The sequence below is a fragment of the Haladaptatus sp. CMSO5 genome, from assembly GCF_036689885.1.
In the GTDB taxonomy this organism is placed as follows: Archaea; Halobacteriota; Halobacteria; order Halobacteriales; family Halococcaceae; genus QDMS2.
The window spans coordinates 948,901-971,937 of record NZ_JBAHVW010000001.1; the positions used below are offsets into that span (position 1 = coordinate 948,901).

21 protein-coding genes are annotated in these 23,037 nt (G+C 60.1%); 15 read left to right on the forward strand and 6 right to left on the reverse strand.

What is annotated here, in order from left to right; genetic code table 11:
- Positions 1-51 precede the first annotated feature (51 nt).
- Positions 52-1,146, forward strand: a complete 1,095-nt coding sequence (locus V5N12_RS05090; RefSeq protein WP_332898068.1) for an MBL fold metallo-hydrolase — start codon at positions 52-54, stop codon at positions 1,144-1,146.
- On the forward strand, positions 1,147-2,412 hold the full coding sequence (locus V5N12_RS05095) for an MFS transporter (RefSeq protein ID WP_332898069.1): 1,266 nt from the start codon (positions 1,147-1,149) through the stop codon (positions 2,410-2,412). It abuts the gene before it with no gap.
- A gap of 25 nt (positions 2,413-2,437) precedes the next feature.
- Here the strand turns inward: V5N12_RS05095 and V5N12_RS05100 are convergent, their stop codons facing one another.
- Complete coding sequence (locus V5N12_RS05100; RefSeq protein WP_332898070.1) at positions 2,438-3,025, reverse strand: 50S ribosomal protein L15e; 588 nt, start codon at positions 3,023-3,025, stop codon at positions 2,438-2,440.
- A 362-nt stretch (positions 3,026-3,387) separates the two neighbouring features.
- On the opposite strand from V5N12_RS05100, the gene V5N12_RS05105 reads away from it, so the two are divergent.
- On the forward strand, positions 3,388-3,576 hold the full coding sequence (locus V5N12_RS05105; protein WP_332898071.1) for a DUF1328 family protein: 189 nt from the start codon (positions 3,388-3,390) through the stop codon (positions 3,574-3,576).
- 366 nt (positions 3,577-3,942) lie between these two features.
- Here the strand turns inward: V5N12_RS05105 and V5N12_RS05110 are convergent, their stop codons facing one another.
- Complete coding sequence (locus V5N12_RS05110) at positions 3,943-4,851, reverse strand: serine/threonine-protein kinase RIO2 (protein ID WP_332898072.1); 909 nt, start codon at positions 4,849-4,851, stop codon at positions 3,943-3,945.
- A gap of 313 nt (positions 4,852-5,164) precedes the next feature.
- Between V5N12_RS05110 and V5N12_RS05115 the strand changes: the two genes are divergently transcribed.
- The gene (locus V5N12_RS05115) at positions 5,165-5,980 is read left to right on the forward strand and encodes a lipoate--protein ligase family protein (RefSeq protein WP_332898073.1); all 816 of its coding nucleotides are present in this window, start codon (positions 5,165-5,167) and stop codon (positions 5,978-5,980) included.
- Positions 5,981-6,003: 23 nt separating this feature from the next.
- On the opposite strand, the gene V5N12_RS05120 is transcribed toward V5N12_RS05115, so the two are convergent.
- Entirely contained in the window at positions 6,004-6,537 is a 534-nt protein-coding gene (locus V5N12_RS05120; protein ID WP_332898074.1) for a peroxiredoxin, read from the reverse strand.
- Positions 6,538-6,623: 86 nt separating this feature from the next.
- On the opposite strand from V5N12_RS05120, the gene V5N12_RS05125 reads away from it, so the two are divergent.
- Together V5N12_RS05125 and V5N12_RS05130 are read left to right on the forward strand one after the other, a co-directional pair.
- A complete protein-coding gene (locus V5N12_RS05125; RefSeq protein WP_442904925.1) occupies positions 6,624-7,490 on the forward strand; it encodes a deoxyribonuclease IV in 867 nt (288 codons plus the stop codon).
- The gene (locus tag V5N12_RS05130; RefSeq protein ID WP_332898075.1) at positions 7,491-8,276 is read left to right on the forward strand and encodes a class I SAM-dependent methyltransferase; all 786 of its coding nucleotides are present in this window, start codon (positions 7,491-7,493) and stop codon (positions 8,274-8,276) included. It abuts the gene before it with no gap.
- A gap of 1 nt (position 8,277) precedes the next feature.
- On the opposite strand, the gene V5N12_RS05135 is transcribed toward V5N12_RS05130, so the two are convergent.
- Both V5N12_RS05135 and V5N12_RS05140 read right to left on the reverse strand, forming a co-directional pair.
- Positions 8,278-8,892 carry a plastocyanin/azurin family copper-binding protein gene (locus V5N12_RS05135; protein ID WP_332898076.1) on the reverse strand — a complete coding sequence of 205 codons (615 nt, stop codon included), beginning with the start codon at positions 8,890-8,892 and terminating at the stop codon, positions 8,278-8,280.
- Positions 8,893-8,935: 43 nt separating this feature from the next.
- Positions 8,936-9,586, reverse strand: a complete 651-nt coding sequence (locus tag V5N12_RS05140; RefSeq protein ID WP_332898077.1) for a DUF7095 family protein — start codon at positions 9,584-9,586, stop codon at positions 8,936-8,938.
- Between the two features lie 83 nt (positions 9,587-9,669).
- Here V5N12_RS05140 and V5N12_RS05145 point away from each other — a divergent pair, with 83 nt between their 5' ends.
- From V5N12_RS05145 to ncsA, 3 genes are all read left to right on the forward strand, one after another.
- The gene (locus V5N12_RS05145; RefSeq protein WP_332898078.1) at positions 9,670-12,051 is read left to right on the forward strand and encodes a GAF domain-containing protein; all 2,382 of its coding nucleotides are present in this window, start codon (positions 9,670-9,672) and stop codon (positions 12,049-12,051) included.
- A 108-nt stretch (positions 12,052-12,159) separates the two neighbouring features.
- A complete protein-coding gene (locus V5N12_RS05150; protein WP_332898079.1) occupies positions 12,160-14,073 on the forward strand; it encodes an ATP-binding protein in 1,914 nt (637 codons plus the stop codon).
- A 51-nt stretch (positions 14,074-14,124) separates the two neighbouring features.
- Positions 14,125-15,102, forward strand: coding sequence for a tRNA 2-thiolation protein NcsA (gene ncsA / locus V5N12_RS05155; protein WP_332898080.1), 978 nt, complete (start codon positions 14,125-14,127; stop codon positions 15,100-15,102).
- On the opposite strand, the gene V5N12_RS05160 is transcribed toward ncsA, so the two are convergent.
- On the reverse strand, positions 15,103-16,020 hold the full coding sequence (locus V5N12_RS05160; RefSeq protein WP_332898081.1) for an NAD-dependent epimerase/dehydratase family protein: 918 nt from the start codon (positions 16,018-16,020) through the stop codon (positions 15,103-15,105).
- 207 nt (positions 16,021-16,227) lie between these two features.
- Here V5N12_RS05160 and V5N12_RS05165 point away from each other — a divergent pair, with 207 nt between their 5' ends.
- The 6 genes from V5N12_RS05165 (at position 16,228) to V5N12_RS05190 (ending at position 22,900) form a co-directional block, all read left to right on the forward strand.
- Positions 16,228-16,992, forward strand: coding sequence for a helix-turn-helix transcriptional regulator (locus V5N12_RS05165; RefSeq protein WP_442904956.1), 765 nt, complete (start codon positions 16,228-16,230; stop codon positions 16,990-16,992).
- A gap of 286 nt (positions 16,993-17,278) precedes the next feature.
- Positions 17,279-18,079 (forward strand): hypothetical protein, encoded by an 801-nt coding sequence (locus V5N12_RS05170; protein ID WP_332898083.1) that lies wholly within the window; start codon positions 17,279-17,281, stop codon positions 18,077-18,079.
- 3 nt (positions 18,080-18,082) lie between these two features.
- Positions 18,083-19,363, forward strand: coding sequence for a hypothetical protein (locus tag V5N12_RS05175; RefSeq protein WP_332898084.1), 1,281 nt, complete (start codon positions 18,083-18,085; stop codon positions 19,361-19,363).
- Complete coding sequence (locus V5N12_RS05180; protein ID WP_332898085.1) at positions 19,360-21,276, forward strand: glycosyltransferase; 1,917 nt, start codon at positions 19,360-19,362, stop codon at positions 21,274-21,276. The genes V5N12_RS05175 and V5N12_RS05180 overlap by 4 nt, the downstream gene beginning before the upstream one ends.
- Positions 21,273-21,491, forward strand: a complete 219-nt coding sequence (locus V5N12_RS05185) for a hypothetical protein (protein WP_332898086.1) — start codon at positions 21,273-21,275, stop codon at positions 21,489-21,491. The genes V5N12_RS05180 and V5N12_RS05185 overlap by 4 nt, the downstream gene beginning before the upstream one ends.
- On the forward strand, positions 21,488-22,900 hold the full coding sequence (locus tag V5N12_RS05190; RefSeq protein ID WP_332898087.1) for a sulfatase-like hydrolase/transferase: 1,413 nt from the start codon (positions 21,488-21,490) through the stop codon (positions 22,898-22,900). Before V5N12_RS05185 ends, V5N12_RS05190 begins: the two co-directional genes overlap by 4 nt.
- The last annotated feature ends 137 nt before the right edge of the window (positions 22,901-23,037 follow it).

Sequence of the window (23,037 nt, forward strand, 5' to 3'; positions counted from 1 at the left end):
CTGGGGCCACCCAACACGTTATTGGGCGTCGGCAGAGTAGTTGTGTATAACATGTCCAATATTACGCCCTCGGAAGTCAGCGCACGACTCCGCGACGGGGACGGCAACCTCCACGTCCTCGACATTCGAAACCGTGACGAGTACGAAGAGTGGCACATCGAAGGGAGCCACAACATCCCCGTGTACAACTCGCTGAGCGCCGGGCAAACCCAAGCACTGCGAAGCCGCCTCAGTGAGATACCCGACGACGCAGAAATCGCAACCGTCTGTATCGCGGGTATCGTCTCCCAGAAGGCTGCCGCAGTCTTGCGCGATGAAGGTTACGACGCGAAGTCGATGGAAGGCGGCATGCGTGGCTGGGGCACCGTGTACGAACCCTACGACACCGGCGTTGCCGGACTCACCCAAATCGTCCGCCCGGGGACGGGTTGTCTCTCCTACGTGTTTGCGGACGACGGCGAGGCGCTCGTGGTAGACCCCGCGCTCCACGCCGAGATTTACCAGCAGTTCGCAGACAACAACGACCTCGACATCGTCGGCGTCCTCGACACCCACGCCCACGCAGACCACATCAGCAGTGGCCCCCGTTTCAGCGAGTATCTCGACGTACCCTACTACCTCTCTGCGACGGACGCCCACGACCTCTCGGGATACACCCCCGTCGAAGGAGGCGACACCATCGCCGTTGGCAGTACCGACCTCGAAGTTTGGGAGACGCCGGGCCACACCCGTGGCAGCGTCGTGCTCCGCCTTGACGGGGCCATCCTCGCAGGCGACACCCTCTTCGTCCGGAGCGTTGGCCGCCCCGACTTAGAAGGCGGCACAGCCGAGGCAACAGAAGGGGCGAACCTCCTGTTCGACAGCCTCGACCGACTCGACTCGCTCCCCGACGACACGATGGTGTATCCGGGGCACTTCAGCAACGAGACCATCCGCCCCGTCGCAGACACCATCGCCGCGATTCGCGCGCGAAACGATCTGTTCGGTGTCGCGGACAAATCCGACTTCGTCGAGACCATCCTCGAAGATCTGCCCGACACGCCGAACAACTACAACCAGATTAAGGCCATCAACACGGGCAAAGAGCCGCTCACCCAGCAAGCCGCAGACTTAGAACTCGGCCCGAACAACTGCGCGTCGAACTAAATGGCGCTCGTCCACGGAATCCGAGAAAATCGAGGACAGTTCGCCCTCCAGTTGCTGACGGTGTTCGCCGTTGGCCTTACGATTGGCGCAGAACGGAACGTCGTTCCCCTCATCGGTCGTGACGTGTTCGGGGTCGAATCGCTCGCCATCATCGGCTCGTTCGTCGTCAGCTTCGGCTTCGTCAAAGCACTCCTCAACCTCTACGGTGGGAAGTGGTCTGAGACCTACGGCCGTCGCCCGATTCTCATCGCCGGATGGGTGGTCGCCCTCCCCATTCCGTTCATCCTCATCTACGCACCGAGCTGGTGGTGGATTACGCTCGGAAACGTCCTCCTCGGCGTCAACCAGGGGCTCGCGTGGAGTATGAGCGTGAACGCAAAAATCGACCTCGCGGGCGCGCAAGCCCGCGGCACCGCCGTTGGCTTAGACGAGGCGTTTGGCTACACCGGCGTTGCGCTTGGCGCGTGGATTACTGGCGTCATCGCCGCCGAGTACGGCCTGCAACCCGCGCCGTTTTACTTTCTCGCGGGTGTCATCGTTCTCGCGCTCATCGTGTCGATTCTCTTCGTCGAGGAGACCCTACCGTACGCCCACGCAGAAGCCGACGCGAGCGACGCGGGCGAACAGCTTCCGTTCAGAGCGGTGTTAAAACGCGCGACGTGGGGCGACCGGACGCTCTTTGCGGCCGCCCAAGCCGGGAGCGTCGAGAAGTTCGTAGATGCTCTTGTCTGGATTGCGTATCCCCTGTATCTCACCGCCAACGGCCTCACCGTCGCACAGGTGGGCGTCGTCGTCGGGGTCTACGGCGGTGTCTGGGGCGTTCTCCAACTGTACACTGGCAAACTCGCAGACGACATCGGTCGGCGTCCGCCGGTCATCGTCGGCATGTTCGTCGCGGGGGCTGGCGTCCTCGCCACGGTGTTCGTCTCGGGGTACGGGCCGTGGATTGCCACCGCAGGCGTGACCGGGGTTGGGATGGCGCTGCTCTACCCTACCCTCATCACCGTCGCTGGCGACGCCGCCCATCCGACGTGGCGCGCCACGGGACTCGGCGTCTACCGTATGTGGCGCGACGCGGGCTACGGCTTCGGTGCCATCCTCATTGGCGTCACCGCAGACGCGTTCAGCTTGCAGGCGGCGTTCGTGATGGTTGCCGGTGCGATGTTCCTCTCCGGTGGTGTGGCCCTCTTTTGGATGCGCGAGACGCACCCCGAGTTCGGCAGAGATGCGTCCCATTCGACGGTCTCGCCAGTTATCGAAGAGTGAAAAATCGAAAAGTCGTTGCGTTTGGTTACTCGCGCTTCTGACCGGCGCGAATGGACGGACGCGTGTGTTCCGTCCCTTTGCCGCGCTTGCCGAGACCACGGTTGGATTTGCCTGCGCCGGTGAGCCCGCGGTAGGCACGTCCTTTGTGGGTCTCGTCGCAGATCCAGTTGAGATCGTCGTCGTTCTGGATGGCTGGGTGTGCCGGGTCAACGAGGATTGCTTCGAACCATTTCTGGCGGCCGTCTTCCCCGACCCAGTAGGAGTTGAGCACGCGCATGTTGCGGTACTTCGTGGATGCGCGCTCCTCTGCGATGCGCTGGATGGACTTCTTGCGCGTGATGCGGTTTACGCCCTGGCGCTTCGAGCGGCGACCCGCTTTGTGGCGCTGTTTGCGAGCGCTGCCCTTGCGGACGCTGATGCGCACGACGACAATGCCCTGCTTTGCCTTGTAGCCGAGGTTGCGGGCCTTGTCGAGGCGGGTTGGGCGTTCGACGCGCTCGATTGCGCCCTGTTTGCGCCAGTCTTGCTTTCGTTCCCACTGGAGGTCGGCGAGTTTGCCGTCCCCAGGGGTCTTCCATGCGTCTCGGATGTGAGAGTAGAAGCTTTTTGCCATGGTTATCACCACGGGCGTTGGGTGGTTCAGCCATCTCGACGGCGCGACGCCGTGCGAATCGAGACTGTGCGTCTCGGCGGCCACATTCCGACCTGTGTTCACAGGTGCCCGCTGGTGCCCGTGTCGTCCAGCGAGTTCGTTTGCGAGTTCGGCTCTTATGGCGTTTAAGGCCTTCGACTTGGCCGTTCGTTGCAGACCATTTCACGCCTTACGTCGTACGTAAGGTCAGTTTTTTGGGGTGCTTTGCTCCCGCTTAACAAAGGCCATCGCCAGCAGAGATGGTGATGCCATGGTGCCAGAACTACTCGGCGCAGATGGCGACTTGCCCGCACACCAACTCGGTCACGCTGAGGTGAACTAACATGTTGGAGTTATTCACGCCGTTGCAGGCGTTCTCCGGCCAATTCCTCCAGTATGCCCTGTTGTTCTTCGTGTTGGCGATCATCGCGTCCGTCGTAGGTGCACGCGGTATCGCGGGGATAACGATGGAAATCGCAAAAATCTTCATTGCGATTTTCATCATTCTCGCCATCATCGCGCTCATCCTGTGACGGCCGTTTTGATTTTTCGACGCTCCTTGCCGAGCCGTGCTGCTCAGAAAATAGTGGGTCACCTCGATGTCACTCGTCGACTGATATCCTGAAAACGGCGAGAGGAACGTACCCCTTCGTTTCGTGCCCCTCTCAAAGTGCACTGACCCGTCTTGCCAGACAAGTGCGTCGCCTGCTGTGGGACCCGCTCCCCATCCCCGCTTCGCTGTTTCGAGGCGAGTTAAACGAGGCTTCTGCCTGCACTTGCAAGCCCTCGTAGATTTCCTATCGTAGAATATGGTTTATCCGTTTGGTGGTGGCTACGACAATTCGCGGCGCTCACCGGCTGTGGGGCAACAATTCGGGTCTTTCGAAAAATTTCCGCGCTCAGGCTGCCGCTTCGATTGTCTCGAACTCACCGGCGACCACTGCATCGACAATCGCCTGGACGTCCAGCTCGCGGCCCACTTGCTGGGGATACTTCTGCTGGAAGTGCTGGACGATGTTCTTCAGGTCGCGTGCGAGCAGTTCGGGGGCGTTTTCGTGGTCGGTTGCCACCGCCTGTGGCCAGTCGAAAATCGTGACCCCGTCTTTACCGACGAACACGTTGTACGCGCTCATGTCCGAGTGGACGTACCCCCGGGCGTAGGCGCTTTGCATCTCTCCGACGATGAGGTCGAGGACGGGAACCACTTGGTCTGGTTCGAGGGCGGCCCGCGAGAGTTCGACCCCGTCGATTTTGTCCATGATGATGGCGTGGCGGTTGTGGTCGATGGGCTGAGGAACGCGCACGTCTGGATACAGGGTTTCGAGCACCTCGTACTCACGTTCTGCGGCCTTCCGCGCGGTGTACTGCCACGAGACGTGCTGGTTGTCGGCGGTGTAGTCGCGCTCTTTTTGCACCTCGCGGAAGTTCGTAAACCCCTCGCGGTGATACTTGAGCGCGAGTGGCTTGTACGACTGCACCTCGTAGACGTCGCTTTCCTTCCCAACCCCGAGGGGTGCGCCAAAGCCACGGATGGTGTCGCGCTCTGAGAAGGTGCGAAGCGCGAGCGCGTCGTAGCCTTCGAACGTCAGACGGTAGCCCTCGTACTGCTGGGTCTTTCGCTCTATGAGTTCGCGGTCGTGACACCGGTCGATTCGGTAGTCCACCTCCTTTTCGGTGAGGTTCGCAAACTCGGGGAGCTTCTCCCGGTTGACCCACTTGCTAAAACGCATTCCGTGTTCGATCCCCGAGAGGAGATAGAAGTCCTCGGGTTCGAGGTTCGCCATCTCTGGCGCGACGTTTCTGACCATTAACGGGTGCTAGCGGGTCGGTGGCTAAAAGTTCGGCGAGTGACCGAAACGAGCTGATAAATCATATATTGAGATATGAAATCGAAGGTGGCGGGCCACACTCGCAGCCATCGCTCGGGACTCCGTGGTAAATACACCCTGAACATTCATGCAGCAGTTGTTACTCGGTGACACACATGGGTTGGCTACGGGCCGCCTGCGACGGTGGGTTTTTCGGGCCCGAATGAAAGCCGCCGCCACACGGCTTTCAGCCATTACCTTCTCCGTTCGCGAGCGACGCAACGCCTTTCTCTTCGGCCTTCCCATTTCGACTATGACTGACCTCGCAGACCGGGAGTGGCGGCTCATCCGGGAAGAAGCGTGGGACGGCCCGATGAACATGGCACTCGACGAAATCGCCGCAGAAACGGCAGCCGCAGGCGGGCCGCGAACGGTACGCGTCTATCAGTGGAAACCAAGTACGCTCTCGCTTGGCTACCGCCAGGAACCAGACTCGGTCGACTGGGAGTTCTGTGCTGACCACGGCATCTCCGTCACTCGACGCCCAACCGGCGGCGGCGGCATCTATCACGGCGAGCACACCGACATCTCCTATTCGATTACCGCTCCGGCCGCAGAACTCCCGGGCGACCTGATGGAGACCTACGAACTGCTCTGTACGCCAGTGTTCTCCGCCTTCGAAGAGATGGGCGTCCCCGCACACTTCGCCGACGAACCCCAGCCCTCGCTCTACAAACCCTCGTGTTACCTGCGCGACTTACACCCCGCCCACGACGTGGTGGCAGCGGGACGAAAGATTAGTGGGAACGCACAGTACCGTCGCCGCGACGCCATCATCCAACACGGCTCGCTCAAGTACGACCTTGACGCAGACACACACCTCGCGGTGTTTACAGACCCCGATTTGACCACTGACGACGTGGAAAACCGCATCACGTCGATTCACGAACTAACTGGAATCTCGCGTGCGGACGCCGTCACCGCACTCGAAGATGCCCTCGGCGCGTGGACAACGGCTGACGAAGGGACGTGGACACAAGATGAAATCAACCGCGCACGCGAGCGCGCAGACGAGAAGTTCGCCTCGGAGGCGTGGAACAGAAATCGCACGAACCCCCTTTCGAATTAGAAACCGAGCGTCTCGCTTTCGAATTAGAAGCCAAACGTCTCGCTTTTGAGTTCGCCAACATGTTCTGCGACCGCTTCGTGGAGTTCTGCGAGCGGTGGTGTGTCGAGCGTCGGGTCGATTGCGTTCTCCGCAATCCACCGATAGCGGATGATACCGTCTTGGTCTACGAGGAAACACGACCGGTGGGCGCGTGGAATCACCTTGAACGTGCGGTATTTCACGTCGTAGGCGTCTGCAATCGAGAGGTCTGCATCGGAGTACAGCGGAAACGACAGCCCGAGTTTGTCGATGAACCGTCGGTGGGTCGCTGGTCGCGATTTGCTCACGCCGACGACCTGTACTTGCTCGCCGCTTGCGAACCAGTCGTAGTCGCGGAAGGCACACCACTCACTGATGCAGTCGGGCGTGAAGTCGTTGGTGTAAAACGCGAGTAAGACAGGACGGTCTTCGAGCAGTGAGGAGAGCGCCGTTGGCTCGACTGACCCTCCTGCCGTGACCAGCGGTGCGGTGAAATCCGGTGCCTGAGTTCCCACAGAAAGCCCTCGTTCTCCAGTCATGAATTCTGATAGGTCTGTGTGTATGTATATACTTGGGTCGTCACAGGGTTCGAAGCCCCTTTGCTCCTCTACGAGAAACGACGGGTATGCGAGTCGGAGCACACGTTTCTATGTCGAGTTCGAAAGTGTCGAGTGACCCGGAAAAACCGCCACACGACAACATTGCGAACGCTGTTTTCAGACAGGTCGCCTTCGGCGGCAACTGCGGACAGATTTTCACCCACTCTCCACAGGTCTGGCAGAGCCCGGAAATAAGCGACGAGGAGGCCGACCTGTTCAAATCGAAGACCGAATCCGAGCTGGCTGACCCGTGGGTCATCCACTCGTCGTACCTCGTGAACCTCTGTACGCCAAAAGACGGGCTTCGCCAGAAATCCGTAGACAGCATGCAAGAGGAAGTCGATGCGGCCGCGCAACTCGACATCGAGTACGTGAACGTCCACCTCGGCGCGCACACCGGCGCGGGCGTCGAAGGCGGCCTCGAAAACGCCGTCTCCGCGCTCTCGGAGCTCGACATTCCAGAGAGCGTCACCGTCCTCTTAGAGAGCGACGCGGGCAGCGGGACGAAACTCGGCGGCGACTTCGAACACCTCGCCTACGTCCTCGAACACTCAGACCAGAACCTCGATATCTGCCTCGACACGGCCCACGCCTTCGCGGCAGGGTACGACCTCTCGACCGAACATGGCGTTTACGAAACCATCGCCGAACTCGACGAGGTTGTGGGCTTAGAGCACCTGCAGTGCGTCCACCTGAACGACTCGAAGCACGCTTGCGGGACGAACAAGGACGAACACGCCCTCATCGGTGAGGGCCTGATTGGCGAAGAAGGGATGCGCGCGTTCATCAACCACCCCGACCTCGAAGACGTGCCACTCGTCCTCGAAACCCCGACCGAAGACGGCAAAGGCTTCGCGTGGAACATAGCGCGCGTCAAAGAACTCCGCAACTAGATGCGTCGTTTCGGGGCTGAGTACCTGCGCGAGACGCGACGGGGAATGTGGGAGGACACGACGGCGCTTGCGGGACTCGACCTCCCGAACCGCAGACACGTCTTGGACGTGGGCTGTGGCACGGGCGAGTTGACGAGCGTCCTCGACGCAGCATCACCCGCCGAAGTCGTCGGCGTAGACCGCGACCCCGACCTCCTCGCCCACCTCACTGGCCCGGCCGTCCGCGGCGATGCGCTGGCCCTGCCGTTTGCAGACGCCACGTTCGACCTCGTGGTCTGTCAGGCGCTGCTCATCAATCTCCCCGACCCGACCGCGGCTGTCCACGAGTTCGGTCGGGTGTCGAGCGACCTCGTCGCCGCCATCGAACCGGACAACGGGGCGGTGACCATCGAGTCAACCGTCGACTCGGAGACGCGACTGGCCACGACCGCGCGTAAACACTATCTGACGGGCGTAAACACGGACGTCACGCTCGGCGCGGCCGCGGCCGACCTGTTTCGCGAGGCTGGTTTCTCCGACGTTTCGACGGTGCGCTACGACCACGTCCGGACGGTGTCCCCACCCTACGACCCCCACGAGTTAGAGGATGCAAAGCGCAAGGCCCTCGGCTCGGGGCTCTCGAAAAATCGCGAGGAAATGCTTGCAGGTGGTCTCACACCCGACGCGTTCGAAGCCCTGCGTGAGGCGTGGCGCGAGATGGGTCGCGACGCAATAACACAGATGCAGGACGAAACCTACGAAAAGAGCGAGACGGTGCCGTTTTACGTCACCGTGGGTCGCGTCTGACTCAGCCTTCGAGAATCGCTTTGGTACGCTTGTTCAGTTCTTGTATCTTCTCGATTGCCGCCTCGGGGAGCATGTCCTGTGGCGGTTCGAGCGCGGGTTGGCCCTCGGGCGACGGGTTGCCAACGATGACGGTTCCGAGCATGCCCACCTTCTCGTGGGGCGTACAGAAATAGTCGTAGACACCCTCAACGTCGAAGGTGTGTTCGAACTCCATGCCTTCGTCTACGAGCACTTCGCTGTCCCATGGCTCTGCCTCGTCGGGGATGCGGGTTGGCTGGTCGTACTCTAAGTGGTAGGCAGTCGTCGAGTGGACGCCGCTCACCTGTTTCCACGTCACGGTTGCACCTTTCTCGACCCAAACGATATCCGGCCGGAAGCCGGTCGAGTCGCCTTTGGTCCACATCTCGACGGTCGCACTCGACTGTGGCTCGGTCGGGTCTTTCGGCGTTGGCTCGCTGGTCGTGGTTTTTTCCGTGGTCGTCTCCCCACCGGATTGCGTGGTCGTGCTCGTGGTCGTCTCGTCGTCTCCGTTTCCGCCGGACGTACAGCCCGCAAGTGAGAGGGCAAGGCCAGCTCCCGTGAGCTGTACCAATCTGCGACGAGTCAAGTCAGTCATTGTGAAAGAACACGGGAGACGAACCTAAAACGTGTTGCGGCCGTCAGACCACGTCACCGCGTACCGATGCACCGTCTTGGCTCGCGCGATATTCCCGCATGACGTCTGCGGCGGTCGCTGCCTCTTCGTCGTCCATGCCGAGCATTTCGAGCGCGCCAGCGAGCGTGGGGAAGACGTACTCGCCGTTTCGCAGTTTGTCGAAAGCATCGGCCGACCGGGTGCCGTCAATCCACAGCGCCGCGCCGCGTGGGTCTAAAATCTGTTCGTACGCCTCGCGGGCCATCGCCCCGCGCAGGCGCTGGGTGACGTTGTTCTCGAACCCGGCGTTGCACACTTCGAGGTGTATCGGCTCGTCTGGGGAGACGAGGTGGGAAGCGAGGCACTTTTCGGGGGCGACGTGGCCGTTATCGTTCGCACGGATGTGTTCTGGGTACTGCTCTGCCCAGTCGAGGCGCACGGTTTGGCCAACGCCTTTGACGCCGTATTCGCGTCGGAACTCGGCTTCGCGGCTGCCGTCGCCGTGAAACAGGAGGTCTTTTCTCAGATAGATGTCGAGGCGGGAGACGGGGTCGAGCCCGAGTGCGAGGTCGCCGTACACCCAGATTTCGCGCACGGGAACCGGCATCGTCTCCGATTCGACCGTTTCGACGAGGCGTTCGACCCGGTCGACCGCCGTCGCGCGGTCTAATTCCATGCTCTCGTCTTGCAGGCGGGCGTGGAAAACGATTGCCTCTGTTCGAGGTATAGTTTCTTACCAATACTTACCAATATGTGAGTATGATTGCGTCTAGCGTTCAACGAGGGGTCAAACAGTGGGCCGTTTCACTTGTTGGACTGCTGTTCGTCCTCCTGTCGGTCGGTCTACTGGCGTTTGGGGACACGAATGCACGACCTGTTGAATTCTTACTCCCGCTGCTTCTCGCCTTTTCGCTCGTCGGCTTTGGCGGGTGGCTCGCTCGCTTCCGCTTGGCCCCGTCAAGAGCTTCGTGGGTCGCAGCTTGGACAGTCGCAGGAACCGGACTACTCGCGTTGGTGAGTGTCTGGACGACGTACCACAGTGTCACCGACGGCATCCCACTCACCGAAGCACTGGAACAGGGACTTGTCCACCTCACACTCGGAGGTATCTCTGGTGCAGCGGTCGGGTTTTTCGACGTGCGCAGAGAGGAACAACGCGAACTGGCCGCTCGCGTCCAACAGGCCGTTGATGCAACCATGGACGGGGTTGCGGTGTTCGATAGCGACGGCCGCTTCATATCGGTCAACAACGCGTTTCTTGACCTCTTTGGCTTTGACGATAAAGCGGAATTGCTCGGCGAAGAGTGGCAATCTATGGGACTCACAGCGGGCGATGCGCTGTACGATAACCACGTTCACGAGATAATCCTCAATAGAGGCACGTGGCACGGTGAGCTCGAAGTGAAACGGAGAGACGGTACGGTGTTTCCGGTGGAAGTGACTTTCAACCAGGCGGATACGGGAGACACGGCTGTAGTCGTGCGAGAAATTACAGACCGGAAGGACGCAGAATCCCGGGTGAAGTTGCTTCAGGAAGCGACACTCTCGTTCGGGACAGAACACGATATGGACGTCATCATTGAGTCGGCGATGGACGTTAGCCAGTCGATTATCGACTATCCGATGGCAATCTTTTGGTCGTACGACGAGGACGCAGACAAGCTGGTTCCAACGCACGCCTCTGATTCCACGCTCGAAATGCTCGACGAAAGCGGACTCTCCCTCGACGATGCCGTCGTCTGCGCGGGGATGGAACAGCTCAGGGTGTTCAAAAGCGGCGAGACCAAACTCCTCGAAAACTACCAGTCAGTGCCCGCAGCGCAACGCTTCCCACTCCCGCTTGGAAGCGTCCTGTACGCCCCAATTGGCAACTACGGACTTATGGCGATTGCGTCGAGAGAGCAGAAGCAGCTCTCACAGACGAACCAGTATCTTGTCGATATTCTCACGCGGAGCCTTCGAACGGCGTTCGACCGACTTTCGCGCGAACAGGCAATCGAAGACCTCCAGACTGAGATGCGAACGATGGTGGAGGCCACAGACGAACAGCGAATCGCTGAGGTGGCGATGATGACGGCGAGAGACGTCCTTGGATTCCCTATCTCCGGAATTTGGCTCATAGACGAGACTGGAACGAAATTAGAGCCGGTCGCGTGTACCACCGAGGCAGACAACGTGTTCTCTGACTATCCGACGTATACGCAAGGCGAGAGCCTCTCGTGGCAGGCGTTTGCGACCGGCACCTCGTATACGTTCGACGACGTGAGTTCCGTCGACGGTCGGTTCAATCCAGACACCAAAATGCGCAGCGAACTCATCATTCCGCTTGGTGAGTACGGCGTCGTCAATATCGGTTCGGTCGAGCCAAACGCCTTCGACGAGACCGACGTGTCGCTCGCCCACATCCTCGCGGCGAACACCGAAACTGCTCTTGGCCGGGCCAAACATGAAGCCGACCTCGAACGCCAAAACGACCGCCTCGAATTCCTGAACAGCCTGCTGCGCCACGACATCTTAAACGGGATGGTCGTGATTCAATCGCGTGCCCAACTGCTCGCAGACCAGCTTTCGGGTGACGAACAACGGCACGCAGAGACCATCGACCGCTGGTGTGTCACCATCATCGACCTCGTCCGGCACGTCCGAGCGATGCTCGACGTGTTCGCGGGGTCTACCCCCGTCGAGTTGCACCCAATCAATCTCTCGCGGGTGTTGCTGAACGAAGTAGACCGCGTTCAGTCTACGTATCCCGATATCGAGTTTTCTGTCTCCGTCCCAGACGACGTTACCGTCAGGGCAAACGACCTGCTTTCGGAAGTCCTCGGGAACGTCGTCTCGAACGCCGTCGAACACAACAGTAGCGACGACCCGTCTATCGACATCTCAGTCACCACAGACGACGAGACGGCGACGGTTCGCGTGGCCGACAACGGCCCGGGCGTTCCACAGGCACAGAAAGAAGCCATCTTCCGGCGCGACGAAACGGGCCACGCAAAGACCTCTGGCACGGGCTTTGGCCTGTTTTTCGTCGATGCCATGGTCTCGCAGTACGGCGGTTCCATCCACGTCGAAGACAACGACCCGACCGGTGCCGTGTTCCACCTCACGTTCCCGCTCGCCACCGTCTCCTCGACCGCCTAACTCCTTCGCTCACCACCGTTTCCGTCGTCAGCGCAGGTCAGCCACCCAGACATATCAACGACAAAAAGTTAATCACACTTCCGCCCCGATATGCTTCCCTCTAGTCGAATGTCTGTTCCCGTCTCCCGTCGCCACTGGCAGCCGATACTCATTATCCTCAGTGGCTGTTTCTTTGCCACTCTCACACTTTCTAGTATCTACACACCGCTCGGGCCGACCGTCTCAGACATCTCGTCGTACGTGATGCCGCTTTTGCTGTCGGGCGGATTGATACTCTTTGGGGGGTGGCTCACCCAAAGCAACCTCGAATCGCGCTATCAGACCACCATCGTGCTGTGGTGTGTCGGGTCGATGAGTTTTCTTGGCCTGCTCGGACTGTGGGCGTACTATCTCGTCATCACAGCTGGCCTCGACGCCAACAGCGCGGCCTTTCTGTTGGTCGCAAGCGCGTCGTTCGGTGGCTTTGGTGGGTGCATCGCAGGCTACTACAACGTTATCGGTCGCGCCAGACGCGAAGAGGCCGAACTCGCAGCACGCATCATCGACTCCACGATGGACGGCATCTCAGTGCTCGACGAAGACGGTGACTACCTTTTCGTGAACCCGTCGTACACCGACATCCTCGGCTATGAAGAAGCCGAACTCATCTCCGAGCACTGGACGATGCTCTACGACGACGAGACAGAACAGTACATCTACGACGAAGTCTTGCCGACGGTCGAACAGTCGGGGACGTGGTTCGGGACGGTGTCCGCACAGCGAGCAGACGGGACGGAGTTCCCACAGGAAGTCGCACTTAACCGGCTCGCTGATGGCAAATTCATCGCCGCCATCCGCGACGTCTCAGACCACCTTCGCTACGAACACATCGTCGAAGAACTCCACGAAGTCACCCGCGAGATGGTGAAAGCAGAGACGACCGAGGAGGTTTGTAAAATGGCAGTCGATGCAGCACACAACGTACTCTCGATGCCACTCGCCGCGGTTTGGCTGTACAACGAGTCAACAGAGAGTCTCGAACCCGTCGAAAAAACCGACGTTTCAGGGCTTCTCTTCCGCGACGTCCCCACCTACAGCGCGGACGAGCCGAGCCTTTCGTGGGATGCGTTCAAGCGCCAAGAGCTTCGTGTCATCGACAATCTTGCGACAGAGGATTCGCGTGCCAATCCGGACACTCGGATTCAAAGCGAGATGATTGTCCCGCTTGGAACCTACGGCGTGCTCAACATCGGTTCGATGGGCACGCACGCGTTCGATGAGATAGACGAGAGCGTTGCACGCTTGCTCGCCGCGAACACCGAAGTCGCCCTCGAACGCGCAGACCGTGAACACGCACTCACCATCAAAAACGACCAACTCGAGTTCTTGAACAGCCTGTTGCGCCACGATATCTTAAACGGGATGATGGTCATCAACAGTCGCGCTGAAACGCTCGCAGCGGAGCTTGCTGGTGACCACCAACGCTACGCCAAGACGATTGTGCAGTGGTGTACCGACATCACCGACCTCGTAATCCACGTTCGAGGCGTGTTGAACGCCCTGACCGGCGACGGTCTCGAAACCCGCACGGACGTGAATCTTTCTGCGGTGCTTGAAGCCGAACTCGACCGCATCCGCATGACGTATTCCGACGTGACGTTCTCGGTCGACATCCCGGCTGGTGTGACCGTCGAAGCGAACCAATTTCTCTCAGAAGTGTTCGGCAATGTCATCACGAACGCCATCGAGCACAACGCCAACGACACCCCGCTCGTCGAGGTGTTCGTGGAGCCAGACCCGGCAAATGACGAGGTAACCGTCCACATCGGCGACAACGGTTCTGGCGTGCCGGATGCACAAAAAGAGACGATCTTCCGGCGTGGTGTGACGGGCCACGCAAAGACCTCTGGCACGGGCTTTGGCCTGTTTTTCATCGATACCATGGTCTCCCAGTACGGCGGTTCAGTCGTCGTCAAAGATCGCGAACCGACGGGCGCACTGTTCTGTATCACGCTCCCTCTCGGGGCGACTGTGGAGGCCTGAAGCCCGTTCGAGACGAAACGGTGATACGCGCCGCTCCGTAATCCTCGCCCAATGGAATGCGACAAGTGCGACCGTGATGCCGTCATGCACGCGGCGTACTCCGGCGGCCACCTCTGTGAAGACCACTTCTGCCAGTCGGTCGAAAAGCGGGTGCGCCGTCGGATTCGCGAGGACTCGCTCGTCCCGCGCTCGGCCACGCCAGAGGACCCAGAGACGTGGGTGATTGGTCTCTCCGGTGGGAAAGACAGCGTCGTGCTCACCTCGATTCTCGACGAGACGTTCAAAAACGATCCGCGCATCGAGATGATTGCGCTCACGATTCACGAGGGCATCGAGGGCTACCGCGACGCCAGCCTCGACGCCTGTGTGGAACTCGCAGAAGACCTCGACTTGCGCCACGAAGTCGTCACCTACGAAGACGAGTTCGACCTCAAGATGGACGACGTGGTGAAAAAAGACCCCGAGAACATGGCCGCGTGTGCCTACTGTGGGGTGTTCCGCCGCGACCTTCTCTCTAAGTACGCAGACGAATACGGCGCGACCAAACTCCTGACCGGGCACAATCTGGACGACGAAGCCCAGACGGCGCTGATGAACATCTTAGAAGGCGACGTGCGACAGGTTGCAAAACACTTCGACGCGAGTCTTGGCAGTTTCGACGAACGTGGCGACTCCGAGCACTTCATCCCGCGAGCCAAGCCGCTGCGCGACATCCCCGAAAAGGAAGTCGCCCTCTACGCCCACGTAAAAAATCTCCCCGCCCACATCACCGAGTGCCCGCACTCCTCTGAGGCCTTCCGCGGTGAGATTCAACAACTCCTCCTCAACTTAGAGTCGAACCATCCCGGCACGCGCCATTCGATTATGGCGGGCTACGAAGAACTCGCCGCCATCGCCGCAAAGGAGTATCGCGGAGACGGCGACGGGGACGAGCAGACGTCGCTGGTCGAGTGCGAACGTTGTGGCGCGGCGACGACCCGAAAGGTGTGTCGCAAGTGCAAACTCGTCGAAGCCGTAAACGCGGTCTAATTACTGGTACTGCGCGCAGACGAGTTCTAAGCCTTCCTCAAAGGAGATCTCGGGTTCCCAGCCGGTCGCCTCGCGCATTTTCGCGCTGTCGGCCATCGTGTCATGGACGTACACGTCCGCAGGGATGGGGTTCTCGATGTACTCTGGTTCAACGCTCGTACCTAGTGCTTCATTTAGTTTTTCGACGAGCGTGTTGGTGGTGTAGCTCTCGCCCGTGCCAAGGTTGTAGATGCCGTCGAGTTCGTGGTCTGCGGCCAACTCAAGCCCGCGAACGATGTCAGAAACATGGGTGAAATCCCGGGTTTGGGTGCCGTCGCCGTAGATGACCGGCGCGTCGCCGTGAGCGAGGTCGTCTGCGAACTGCGCGATGAGATTCGCGTACTCGCCCTTGTGTGCTTCTGCGCCGCCGTAGCCCTGGTACACCGAGAAAAACCGCATACCAGCCATGTGCATGTCGTAGTGGTGGGAGAAGTACTCGCCGTAGCGTTCCCGAGCGAGTTTCGAGGCCTCATAGCCTGTGCGGGCAGCCACACTCATTGACTCGGGTGAGGGTTCGGTTCGGTTGCCGTAAATCGAAGAGGTCGAAGCGTACACAATCGTGTCACACCCGTCGAGACGCGCCTGATCCACCGTATTCACGAACCCCTCAACATTGACGCGAGCACCAGCCACAGGGTCGTCTTCGTGCATGGTGTACGACGACAACGCGGCGAGGTGGAACACGACGTCCACGTCGGTTGGGAGGTCGTCGTCGAGAACGCTTGTTTCGATAAACGTTACCTCTGCATCGAGGTTTTCTGGCGTCCCAAGATAACAGTCATCAACGGCGATGACGTCATTGTCAGTTGCAAGATAGTTTGCGAGGTTCGACCCGATGAACCCCGCCCCGCCCGTCACGAGCACACGCTTGTTTTCCATACTCATACTCTCGAAAATTATAGCTGTATAGCTGTTTGGGTACCAGTAAGGAACGCACCGTCACACGCACGTCTGACAAACCTCACAAATATGTTATCTCTACCGATATTATGAAAGGCTTTGAACTGTTCTCGAAATTTATTATAACAAATCAATTATTTCCGGTAACTACTTTGGGTGATATGAATATCAGATACTATGACTAAAATGAAGGAGTTGTTGCGCCTTCTTCTTCGGCGGGACGATGTGGTCGCACAAATACGGGCCGGGCCAGTCGATATTCGGACGCTGACGGATGCCGTTTCAGTTTCCCGTCCGACCGTCCATCGCTGTTTGAAGCAACTGATTGAGCACGAAGTTGTCACAGAGACTCCACGTGGGTACGTGCTTACGAGCTATGGGAGTCTTTTTTTCGACCAGTACCAGTCGTACATCGCAGAAACGGAGACCATTCACGAAAATCGTGACCTGATTCTCGCCCTCGACGACCCGTCTCACCTCTCTGGACGTGTGTTTCAGGACGCGAAGTTTACGAGGGCAGTGCCGTTCGCGCCGGAAAAACCAATCGCCGAAATCGAATCTATCGTCGAGGACGCGACCAAAATCCGCGGATTCTCTCCCGTCGTCGTCGGCCGGTACGTCTCGCTCTTTCACGAGAAGGTGACCGAAGAGACGTTGGATGCAGAACTCATCATCTCACCTGACGTTTTCGACTACCTCGCCGAAACGTGGCCTGAGCAACTCAAAGAGGCGCTCTCGATGGGTCTGACCGTGTTTGTGACCGACGAAACGCTTCCGTACGGCCTTATCCTCATCGACGAGCCGACCGCCCAACTTTGTCTCGTCTTTTACGAAGACGGTTCGCTTCGCGGCGTCGTACAGAACGACCAGCCAGACGTCATCGAGTGGGGGACTGACCTCTACGAAGCGTATCGGCGACGGGCACACGAACCCTCGATTTCCTCTGAATAATTCCTGCGTTCTGCGTCTCGCGTTCAGTTTGTGAACAGCTGTTCTTTTCGTGAATATCCGTACATTCTATGCATCACTATTCATTTAATTTAAAAATTTTCTCTAGATAATAATATGAATGTCTACACTTATGCTATCACAACTTACATGCTATGAAATCAAATCCAGCCGCGCCACCCATCCCGACTTTTTCGGTCGCACCGTCCGCAAACTTCCAGCGCACACGCACATTTCACCACTACGCCAAGCCGATTCGCCAGTGGAGACGGCGCAATGAGGGCCCTGTATGTCGCGCATAGCCTTCCTCTCGCGGGTATTGTCCGCGAACAGACGCGAAGTGCTGGCGCTCGTCATCACCGCGGGCTTGCTCGGCTCGCTCGTGGTAGCGGCCACGCCAGCAGGAGCTCTCAACACGGTTCTGCACGGCCCAGATGAGATTGATACCAACGAACGGCTCACCGTCACGGCGGAAGTCGATATCCGCCCGAGCGACCAGTTCTCACCGACCGAATTCACCTACACGATTTGGCCGACGGCGAATCCAGAGAAAACGGTCATGGTGACGTTCGCTCCAGACGGTACCGTCCTCGACATCTCCCCAGAACGCGGGACGGTTGACAACCGCATCCACGTCCGACGGATTGCAAGCACAATCGAAATCACGCCCATCAAGCGCCCCAACCCGGACTTTGGCTACGGGTACGGCTATGGATACGGCTATGGGTACGGCTATGGCTACGACAATGAGCCAGCGTATGAGTACACGATTTCCATCGACGCAAACGCCTTCAAGCACGGTTCTTACGAGAGTCAACTCGCCGTTTCCGCCGACGGCGGACAAGCCGACGAGTCGAACGTATTCGACTTCGACGTAACGATTCCGAGTGAGGAAGACGACGCCGTTGGCGCGGGTGACGGAGACAAGGAGAAAGACGGCAACAAGGGCAAGGATAAAGACAAAGACAAGGGCCGAGACAGCGACGACCAGCCGCTGGGTGGCGTTGGCTCGTGGGTGGCCGTAATTGGGGACTTCTTCCGGGGGCTGATTGCGAATCTCTTCGGTTCGTTCGGAGTGGTTCTCCCGTAGCTCATGGCCCCAGACAACAGTTTTACAGCTCGACAGTTCGCCACCGAGCCGGTCGCCACCCTCAGACAGTACGTCCTCAGCGACGACTTACTCCACCACGGTAGCGTGATGGCCGTCGCAACCGCCGCGAGTGGGGCGCTCAACTACGCCTATCAGGTGTTTATGGGGCGGGCACTCGGCCCCGAACAGTACGGCGTGTTCGGCGCGCTGTTCGCGCTGTTCTATCTCGTGAACGTCCTCGGACGGGGGATTCGCTTCAGCGCGACGCGCTTTAGCGCCGAACTCTCAGAAGACACAGCCGCACTCAGCGCATTCCATCGCGGTTTTCTCCGCAAATCGCTGGTGTTCAGCTGCGTCGTTTTCGTGGTGCTCGCTCTGAGCACACCGCTCCTCGGTGACTTCCTCGGCGTCTCGACGCCGCTGTTGCTCATCGCCATCGCGGGAACCGCGCCGTTCGGGCTCGCGCTCACGGCGAACTTCGGAACCTTCCAAGGGCTCCAGTGGTTCCCGACGCTCGGCGGCTACAAGGTGCTGCTCGCCGGGGTCAAACTCGCCTTCGGCGTCGGCCTCGTCACCCTCGGCTACGGCGTGTCCGGCGCGTTCGGCGCGCTCGTCATCTCCTCTGTGCTCCTGTTCGGGCTCTCTACGGCGCACGTTTTCAGAAACCTCGGCAACGAGCGAACCTCGTTCGAGTTCGAGTACAGTCGGGCCTACACATACACCCTCCCGGCCGTGCTCGCCGGATTCTGTCTGACCGTGCCGACGACGGTCGACGTCATTCTCGTCAAACACTTCTTCCCGAGCCATACCGCGGGACTGTACGCCGCAGCCTCGGTGCTCGGGAAAATCCTCATCTTCCTCCCGATGGGCATCAGCACGGCGCTGTTTCCCAAAGTGTCGGGCCACCGGACGACAGACGAGCGCCGAAGCCTGCTCACCCGGGCGCTGTTCTACACGGCCGTCATCGCGGGGGCTGGAGCCGCGTTGTTCGCGCTGTTCCCCCACTTCGTGCTGACTGCGTTCTACGGGATGCCCTACGCCGATGCGGCCGCCGTGCTCCCGTGGTATGGGATTGCGGTCTTTGCGTTTGCGCTGTCGAGTGTGACGCTGAACTTCCAACTCGCACTCGACCAGAACCGGTTTGTCTACCTGTTTACGGCTGGCTCGCTCCTGGAAATCGCCCTGATGTGGGCGTTCCACGGCTCGCTGCTCCAGTTCGTCCAAATTCTCTTTGTCGTGAATGTGGGCCTGTTCGCACTCGGCCTGTTTGAGGTGTACTCATGAGTAAAACTGATTCCACTCCTGTTCAGCCAGCATCGTCCGCAAACCAAACTCGCTCGGTCGTCGTGCCCGTGTACGGCGAACAGCCGGATACGGTATCCGCGCTCGTCTCTGACCTGTACGACGCAGGGTGGGACGAGGTCGTCGTCTGTGCAGACGACTCGACACCCGACCTCGAAGCGCGACTCTCGACGCTCGCAGAGGATGGTCGAACGACCGTCTCGCTGAGCGACACCCGACGCGGAAAGGGTGGCGCGCTCAGCGACGGCCTCGACGCCGCGGCGGGCGATATTCTCGGCTACGTGGACGCAGACCGGGCGATTCCCGTCGCAGAACTTGACCGACTCTACTCGGTGGTTGAATCCCATTCCGCCGCGGTGACGGTCGGGTCGCGCGACCTCGAAGGCAGCTGTCGGCTCTCACAGACGCCGGCCCGACAGTGGCTCGCAAAGGGCTACCGTTCGCTCGCCCGCCGCATGACGCGGGTACAAATCGAAGACCTCCAGTGTGGCGCGAAGGCGTTCCGTGCAGAGGTGTGGGAACAGGTTTCGCCGTGGATGAGCGAAGAGGGGTTCGCCTTCGACACGGAGTTCGTCGCCCGCGTCCACCGCCACGGCTACGAGGTGAGCGAGGTCGCAATCGAGTGGGACGACCCCGGCGACAGCAGCGTCTCGCCCACCCGCGACGCCCCCGACATGCTCCGGTCACTGTTCCGGATTCGCCGATCGCTTCGCGGGCCGATTCCCATCCACGACCGCGACGACAAGCTGTCTGTCGCGCTCATCACGTCGCACCCGCCAAACCGCGGGCACCTCGCGGAGTACGGCGAGGAGTTGGCCCGAGCCTACGGCCAGCGCGACGACCTCGACGTGACGGTGCTCGCTCGGCGGACGGACACCGCACCGCCCGTCGAGTTCCGCCGTGGCTACGAAGTTCGTCGCGTTTGGGACCGCGACTCGTTCGACGGCGCGAGCGCGTTGCTCGAAGAACTCGTCGCAGGCGACTACGACGTGGTTCACTTCAACATCCACATGACCTACTTCGGCAACGAGAACGTCCACCGGTTCATCGGCCTCGTGTTGCCGCCGTTGCTCAGCCGCGTCTACGGCATGAACGTCATCACGACGATGCACGACCTACTCGAAGTCGTCGAAGAAGAGATGATAGACGAGAACATCGGCCTCATCGAACAGGTCGGTGCGCGAGCGGCGACCCAACTGCTCTTGCTCGGGGACGCCTCGACCGTCACCTCAGAAGAGTACCTCGACATCCTCACCGACCGCTACTACTCGAAGGACGTCTTTCACGTCCCACACGGGACGTTCGCGTGCGCGGACGGTGGGGTCCAACAGATACCCGACCCGTTCCGCATCATGGTGTTTGGCCACCTCAGCCCGACGAAGGACATCGAGACAGTGGTCGAGGCGTTCTCTGAGGTTCGTGCAGCCATCCCGGACGCAGAACTCTACATCGCGGGTGACTCACATCCCGGCTTCCCGACCCACCGCCAAGACCTCGAAAAAGCGTACGGCGACCGGCCGGGCGTTCACTTCCACGGCTACGTCGAGGACGACGAGATGGACGACGTCTGGCAACACACTTCGGTCGTCATCATGCCGTACCGGACGTGTACGGGCGTAAGCGGTGTGTTCCAACTCGCCAAAACCTACGGCACGCCAGTCGTGAGCTACGACGTTGGCGGGATGCGCACCTCAACCGTTGAAACCGGCGGGGCCGCAGCGTTCGTCCCACCCGGAGACGCCTCGGCGCTGGCGGCGAAGCTCTGTTCGCTGTGGGACGACCCTGACCGACTCCACGAGATGGCCCAGCAAAACGCCGAGGCCGCAAACGCATACACCATCGGTGATACCGCAGACCGGATGGTCGAAATCATCGAGGAGCGTGTGCTGCCATGACCGAACTCACCGTTGACCAGACGATGGTGGACGCCCAGTCGGTCGAAACAACCCACCTCGAACAGACCGACGTCCTCACCGAACTCGAAGCGGAACCGTGTCCAGAGCCAACGTGTGACGGGTCGCTCGACCAGTCGACGTACAAGGGGTACGACGCCGTCGTCTGTGGCGACTGCGCCACCCCCGCGGTGTGCATCTGGGGAGACGGAAAATGACCGACGACGACGCGCATCTCGTTTCGAGTGGCGTGGATGTGGCCAAACGGAAACTCATGGAGTCGATGCCCGATGCCCTCAAGCGGCGACTCGTCGGCCCGTACAACCGCGTGCTGACGGCGAAGGGAAATCGGGCGTACAGGAATCGCCACCAGTCGCTTCCCAAACGCACGCCCAGCGCGGACGCGCCAGACCACGTTGTCTGCGTCGTAGTTGATGCGCTTCGGGCAGATGTCGTGACTGCAGAAGACAGCCCATTTCTTGCAGACCGCTTGTGGGGCGACCTCGTCACGCCCGCACCGTGGACGTTTCCCGCCGTCACCTCGCTCGTGACCGGCGAATACCCCCACGAACACGGGTCGATTCGCCAGTCCGACGAGTCCGACACCGGTGCGACCGACCTCGTCATCCCGCCGAAACTTCCTGACGACCGCGAAACGCTGCCAGACGTGTTCGGGAGTGCGGGCTACGAAACCTACGGCGGCTTTGCGTTTCACATGCCGTTTTTTGCTCTTGGCGGCCGATTTGCCACCCACGCACTCTACGACGACGCCCCGGCAGACACGCTCGTAGACGACTACTTGGACTGGGCGGACGCACAGTCCGGGAAGACGTTTTCGTACCTCCATCTCGCAGACCTTCACGAGCCAGTTGACCCGCCCGCACCCTACTGGGGACGGTACGAAGTCGATGCGTCGATCCCCAACCTCAAGACGTGGGACTACACCGAGACGGCCGAGGCTGGCCCCGACGGACGGCGCTACAGAACGAATCGAAAACAGCTCTACCGCGCGGCACTCGCCTTCGTCGATGACGAACTCGGCCGACTTTTCTACAACCTGAAAGAACGCCTCGACGGCGACGTGGCGCTCGTCGTCACTGGCGATCACGGCGAGGCGTTCTGGGAGCACACGGCGTTCGACGCCGCCCACTTCGCTGACTCGCGGCCTGCCTACTGCGTCGACCACGGCGGAACGCCCTACGAATCGCTGACGCGCGTCCCGCTCGCGGTCGATGGCTTCGATTTCGCACCCCCTGACGGCGGAACGCCCTCGCTTATCGACCTCACACCGTCTTTGCTCGACGGTGCTGGGTTAGACGAGGCACTCGAAACGACTGGCACGTCGCTCGTCTCGGACGTCCCGACAGACCGCGTCACGCTCGTCGAGAGTGCGCGATACGGCCACGAAAAGAAAGCTGCCTACTTCGATGGCTGGAAACTCATCGTCTCGAAAGGCGACGACCAGTCGGTCGGCTTCGACCTGCCCGCAGAGGAACCGACGACCCTCCCCGAAGCCGTAGAACGGCGGCTTACCGGGGCGCTCCCAGCGTGGCCAAACGGCGAACACGCAGACGTTCGCGTCTCGGGGATGGCCCAACAGCGGTTGGAGGACCTCGGCTATGTGTAACACAAAACACCGAGAAACCGCACCTGTGTCATTCCACACGCAACCCTCCCTCTCTTCGTCCGCGCAGGCAGCAGTTGCTGTCTCTTTCCCTCCATTGCAGTTGATTCCAATGAACCCCATCTCCATTACCACCAACC

Coding starts and splice junctions, on each gene's coding strand:
- V5N12_RS05090 (WP_332898068.1), top strand. CDS start 52: ATGTCCAATATTACGCCCTCGGAAGTCAGCGCACGACTCCGCGACGGG.
- V5N12_RS05095 (WP_332898069.1), top strand. CDS start 1,147: ATGGCGCTCGTCCACGGAATCCGAGAAAATCGAGGACAGTTCGCCCTC.
- V5N12_RS05100 (WP_332898070.1), bottom strand. CDS start 3,025: ATGGCAAAAAGCTTCTACTCTCACATCCGAGACGCATGGAAGACCCCT.
- V5N12_RS05105 (WP_332898071.1), top strand. CDS start 3,388: ATGTTGGAGTTATTCACGCCGTTGCAGGCGTTCTCCGGCCAATTCCTC.
- V5N12_RS05110 (WP_332898072.1), bottom strand. CDS start 4,851: ATGGTCAGAAACGTCGCGCCAGAGATGGCGAACCTCGAACCCGAGGAC.
- V5N12_RS05115 (WP_332898073.1), top strand. CDS start 5,165: ATGACTGACCTCGCAGACCGGGAGTGGCGGCTCATCCGGGAAGAAGCG.
- V5N12_RS05120 (WP_332898074.1), bottom strand. CDS start 6,537: ATGACTGGAGAACGAGGGCTTTCTGTGGGAACTCAGGCACCGGATTTC.
- V5N12_RS05125 (WP_442904925.1), top strand. CDS start 6,624: ATGCGAGTCGGAGCACACGTTTCTATGTCGAGTTCGAAAGTGTCGAGT.
- V5N12_RS05130 (WP_332898075.1), top strand. CDS start 7,491: ATGCGTCGTTTCGGGGCTGAGTACCTGCGCGAGACGCGACGGGGAATG.
- V5N12_RS05135 (WP_332898076.1), bottom strand. CDS start 8,892: ATGACTGACTTGACTCGTCGCAGATTGGTACAGCTCACGGGAGCTGGC.
- V5N12_RS05140 (WP_332898077.1), bottom strand. CDS start 9,586: ATGGAATTAGACCGCGCGACGGCGGTCGACCGGGTCGAACGCCTCGTC.
- V5N12_RS05145 (WP_332898078.1), top strand. CDS start 9,670: ATGATTGCGTCTAGCGTTCAACGAGGGGTCAAACAGTGGGCCGTTTCA.
- V5N12_RS05150 (WP_332898079.1), top strand. CDS start 12,160: ATGTCTGTTCCCGTCTCCCGTCGCCACTGGCAGCCGATACTCATTATC.
- ncsA (WP_332898080.1), top strand. CDS start 14,125: ATGGAATGCGACAAGTGCGACCGTGATGCCGTCATGCACGCGGCGTAC.
- V5N12_RS05160 (WP_332898081.1), bottom strand. CDS start 16,020: ATGGAAAACAAGCGTGTGCTCGTGACGGGCGGGGCGGGGTTCATCGGG.
- V5N12_RS05165 (WP_442904956.1), top strand. CDS start 16,228: ATGAAGGAGTTGTTGCGCCTTCTTCTTCGGCGGGACGATGTGGTCGCA.
- V5N12_RS05170 (WP_332898083.1), top strand. CDS start 17,279: ATGTCGCGCATAGCCTTCCTCTCGCGGGTATTGTCCGCGAACAGACGC.
- V5N12_RS05175 (WP_332898084.1), top strand. CDS start 18,083: ATGGCCCCAGACAACAGTTTTACAGCTCGACAGTTCGCCACCGAGCCG.
- V5N12_RS05180 (WP_332898085.1), top strand. CDS start 19,360: ATGAGTAAAACTGATTCCACTCCTGTTCAGCCAGCATCGTCCGCAAAC.
- V5N12_RS05185 (WP_332898086.1), top strand. CDS start 21,273: ATGACCGAACTCACCGTTGACCAGACGATGGTGGACGCCCAGTCGGTC.
- V5N12_RS05190 (WP_332898087.1), top strand. CDS start 21,488: ATGACCGACGACGACGCGCATCTCGTTTCGAGTGGCGTGGATGTGGCC.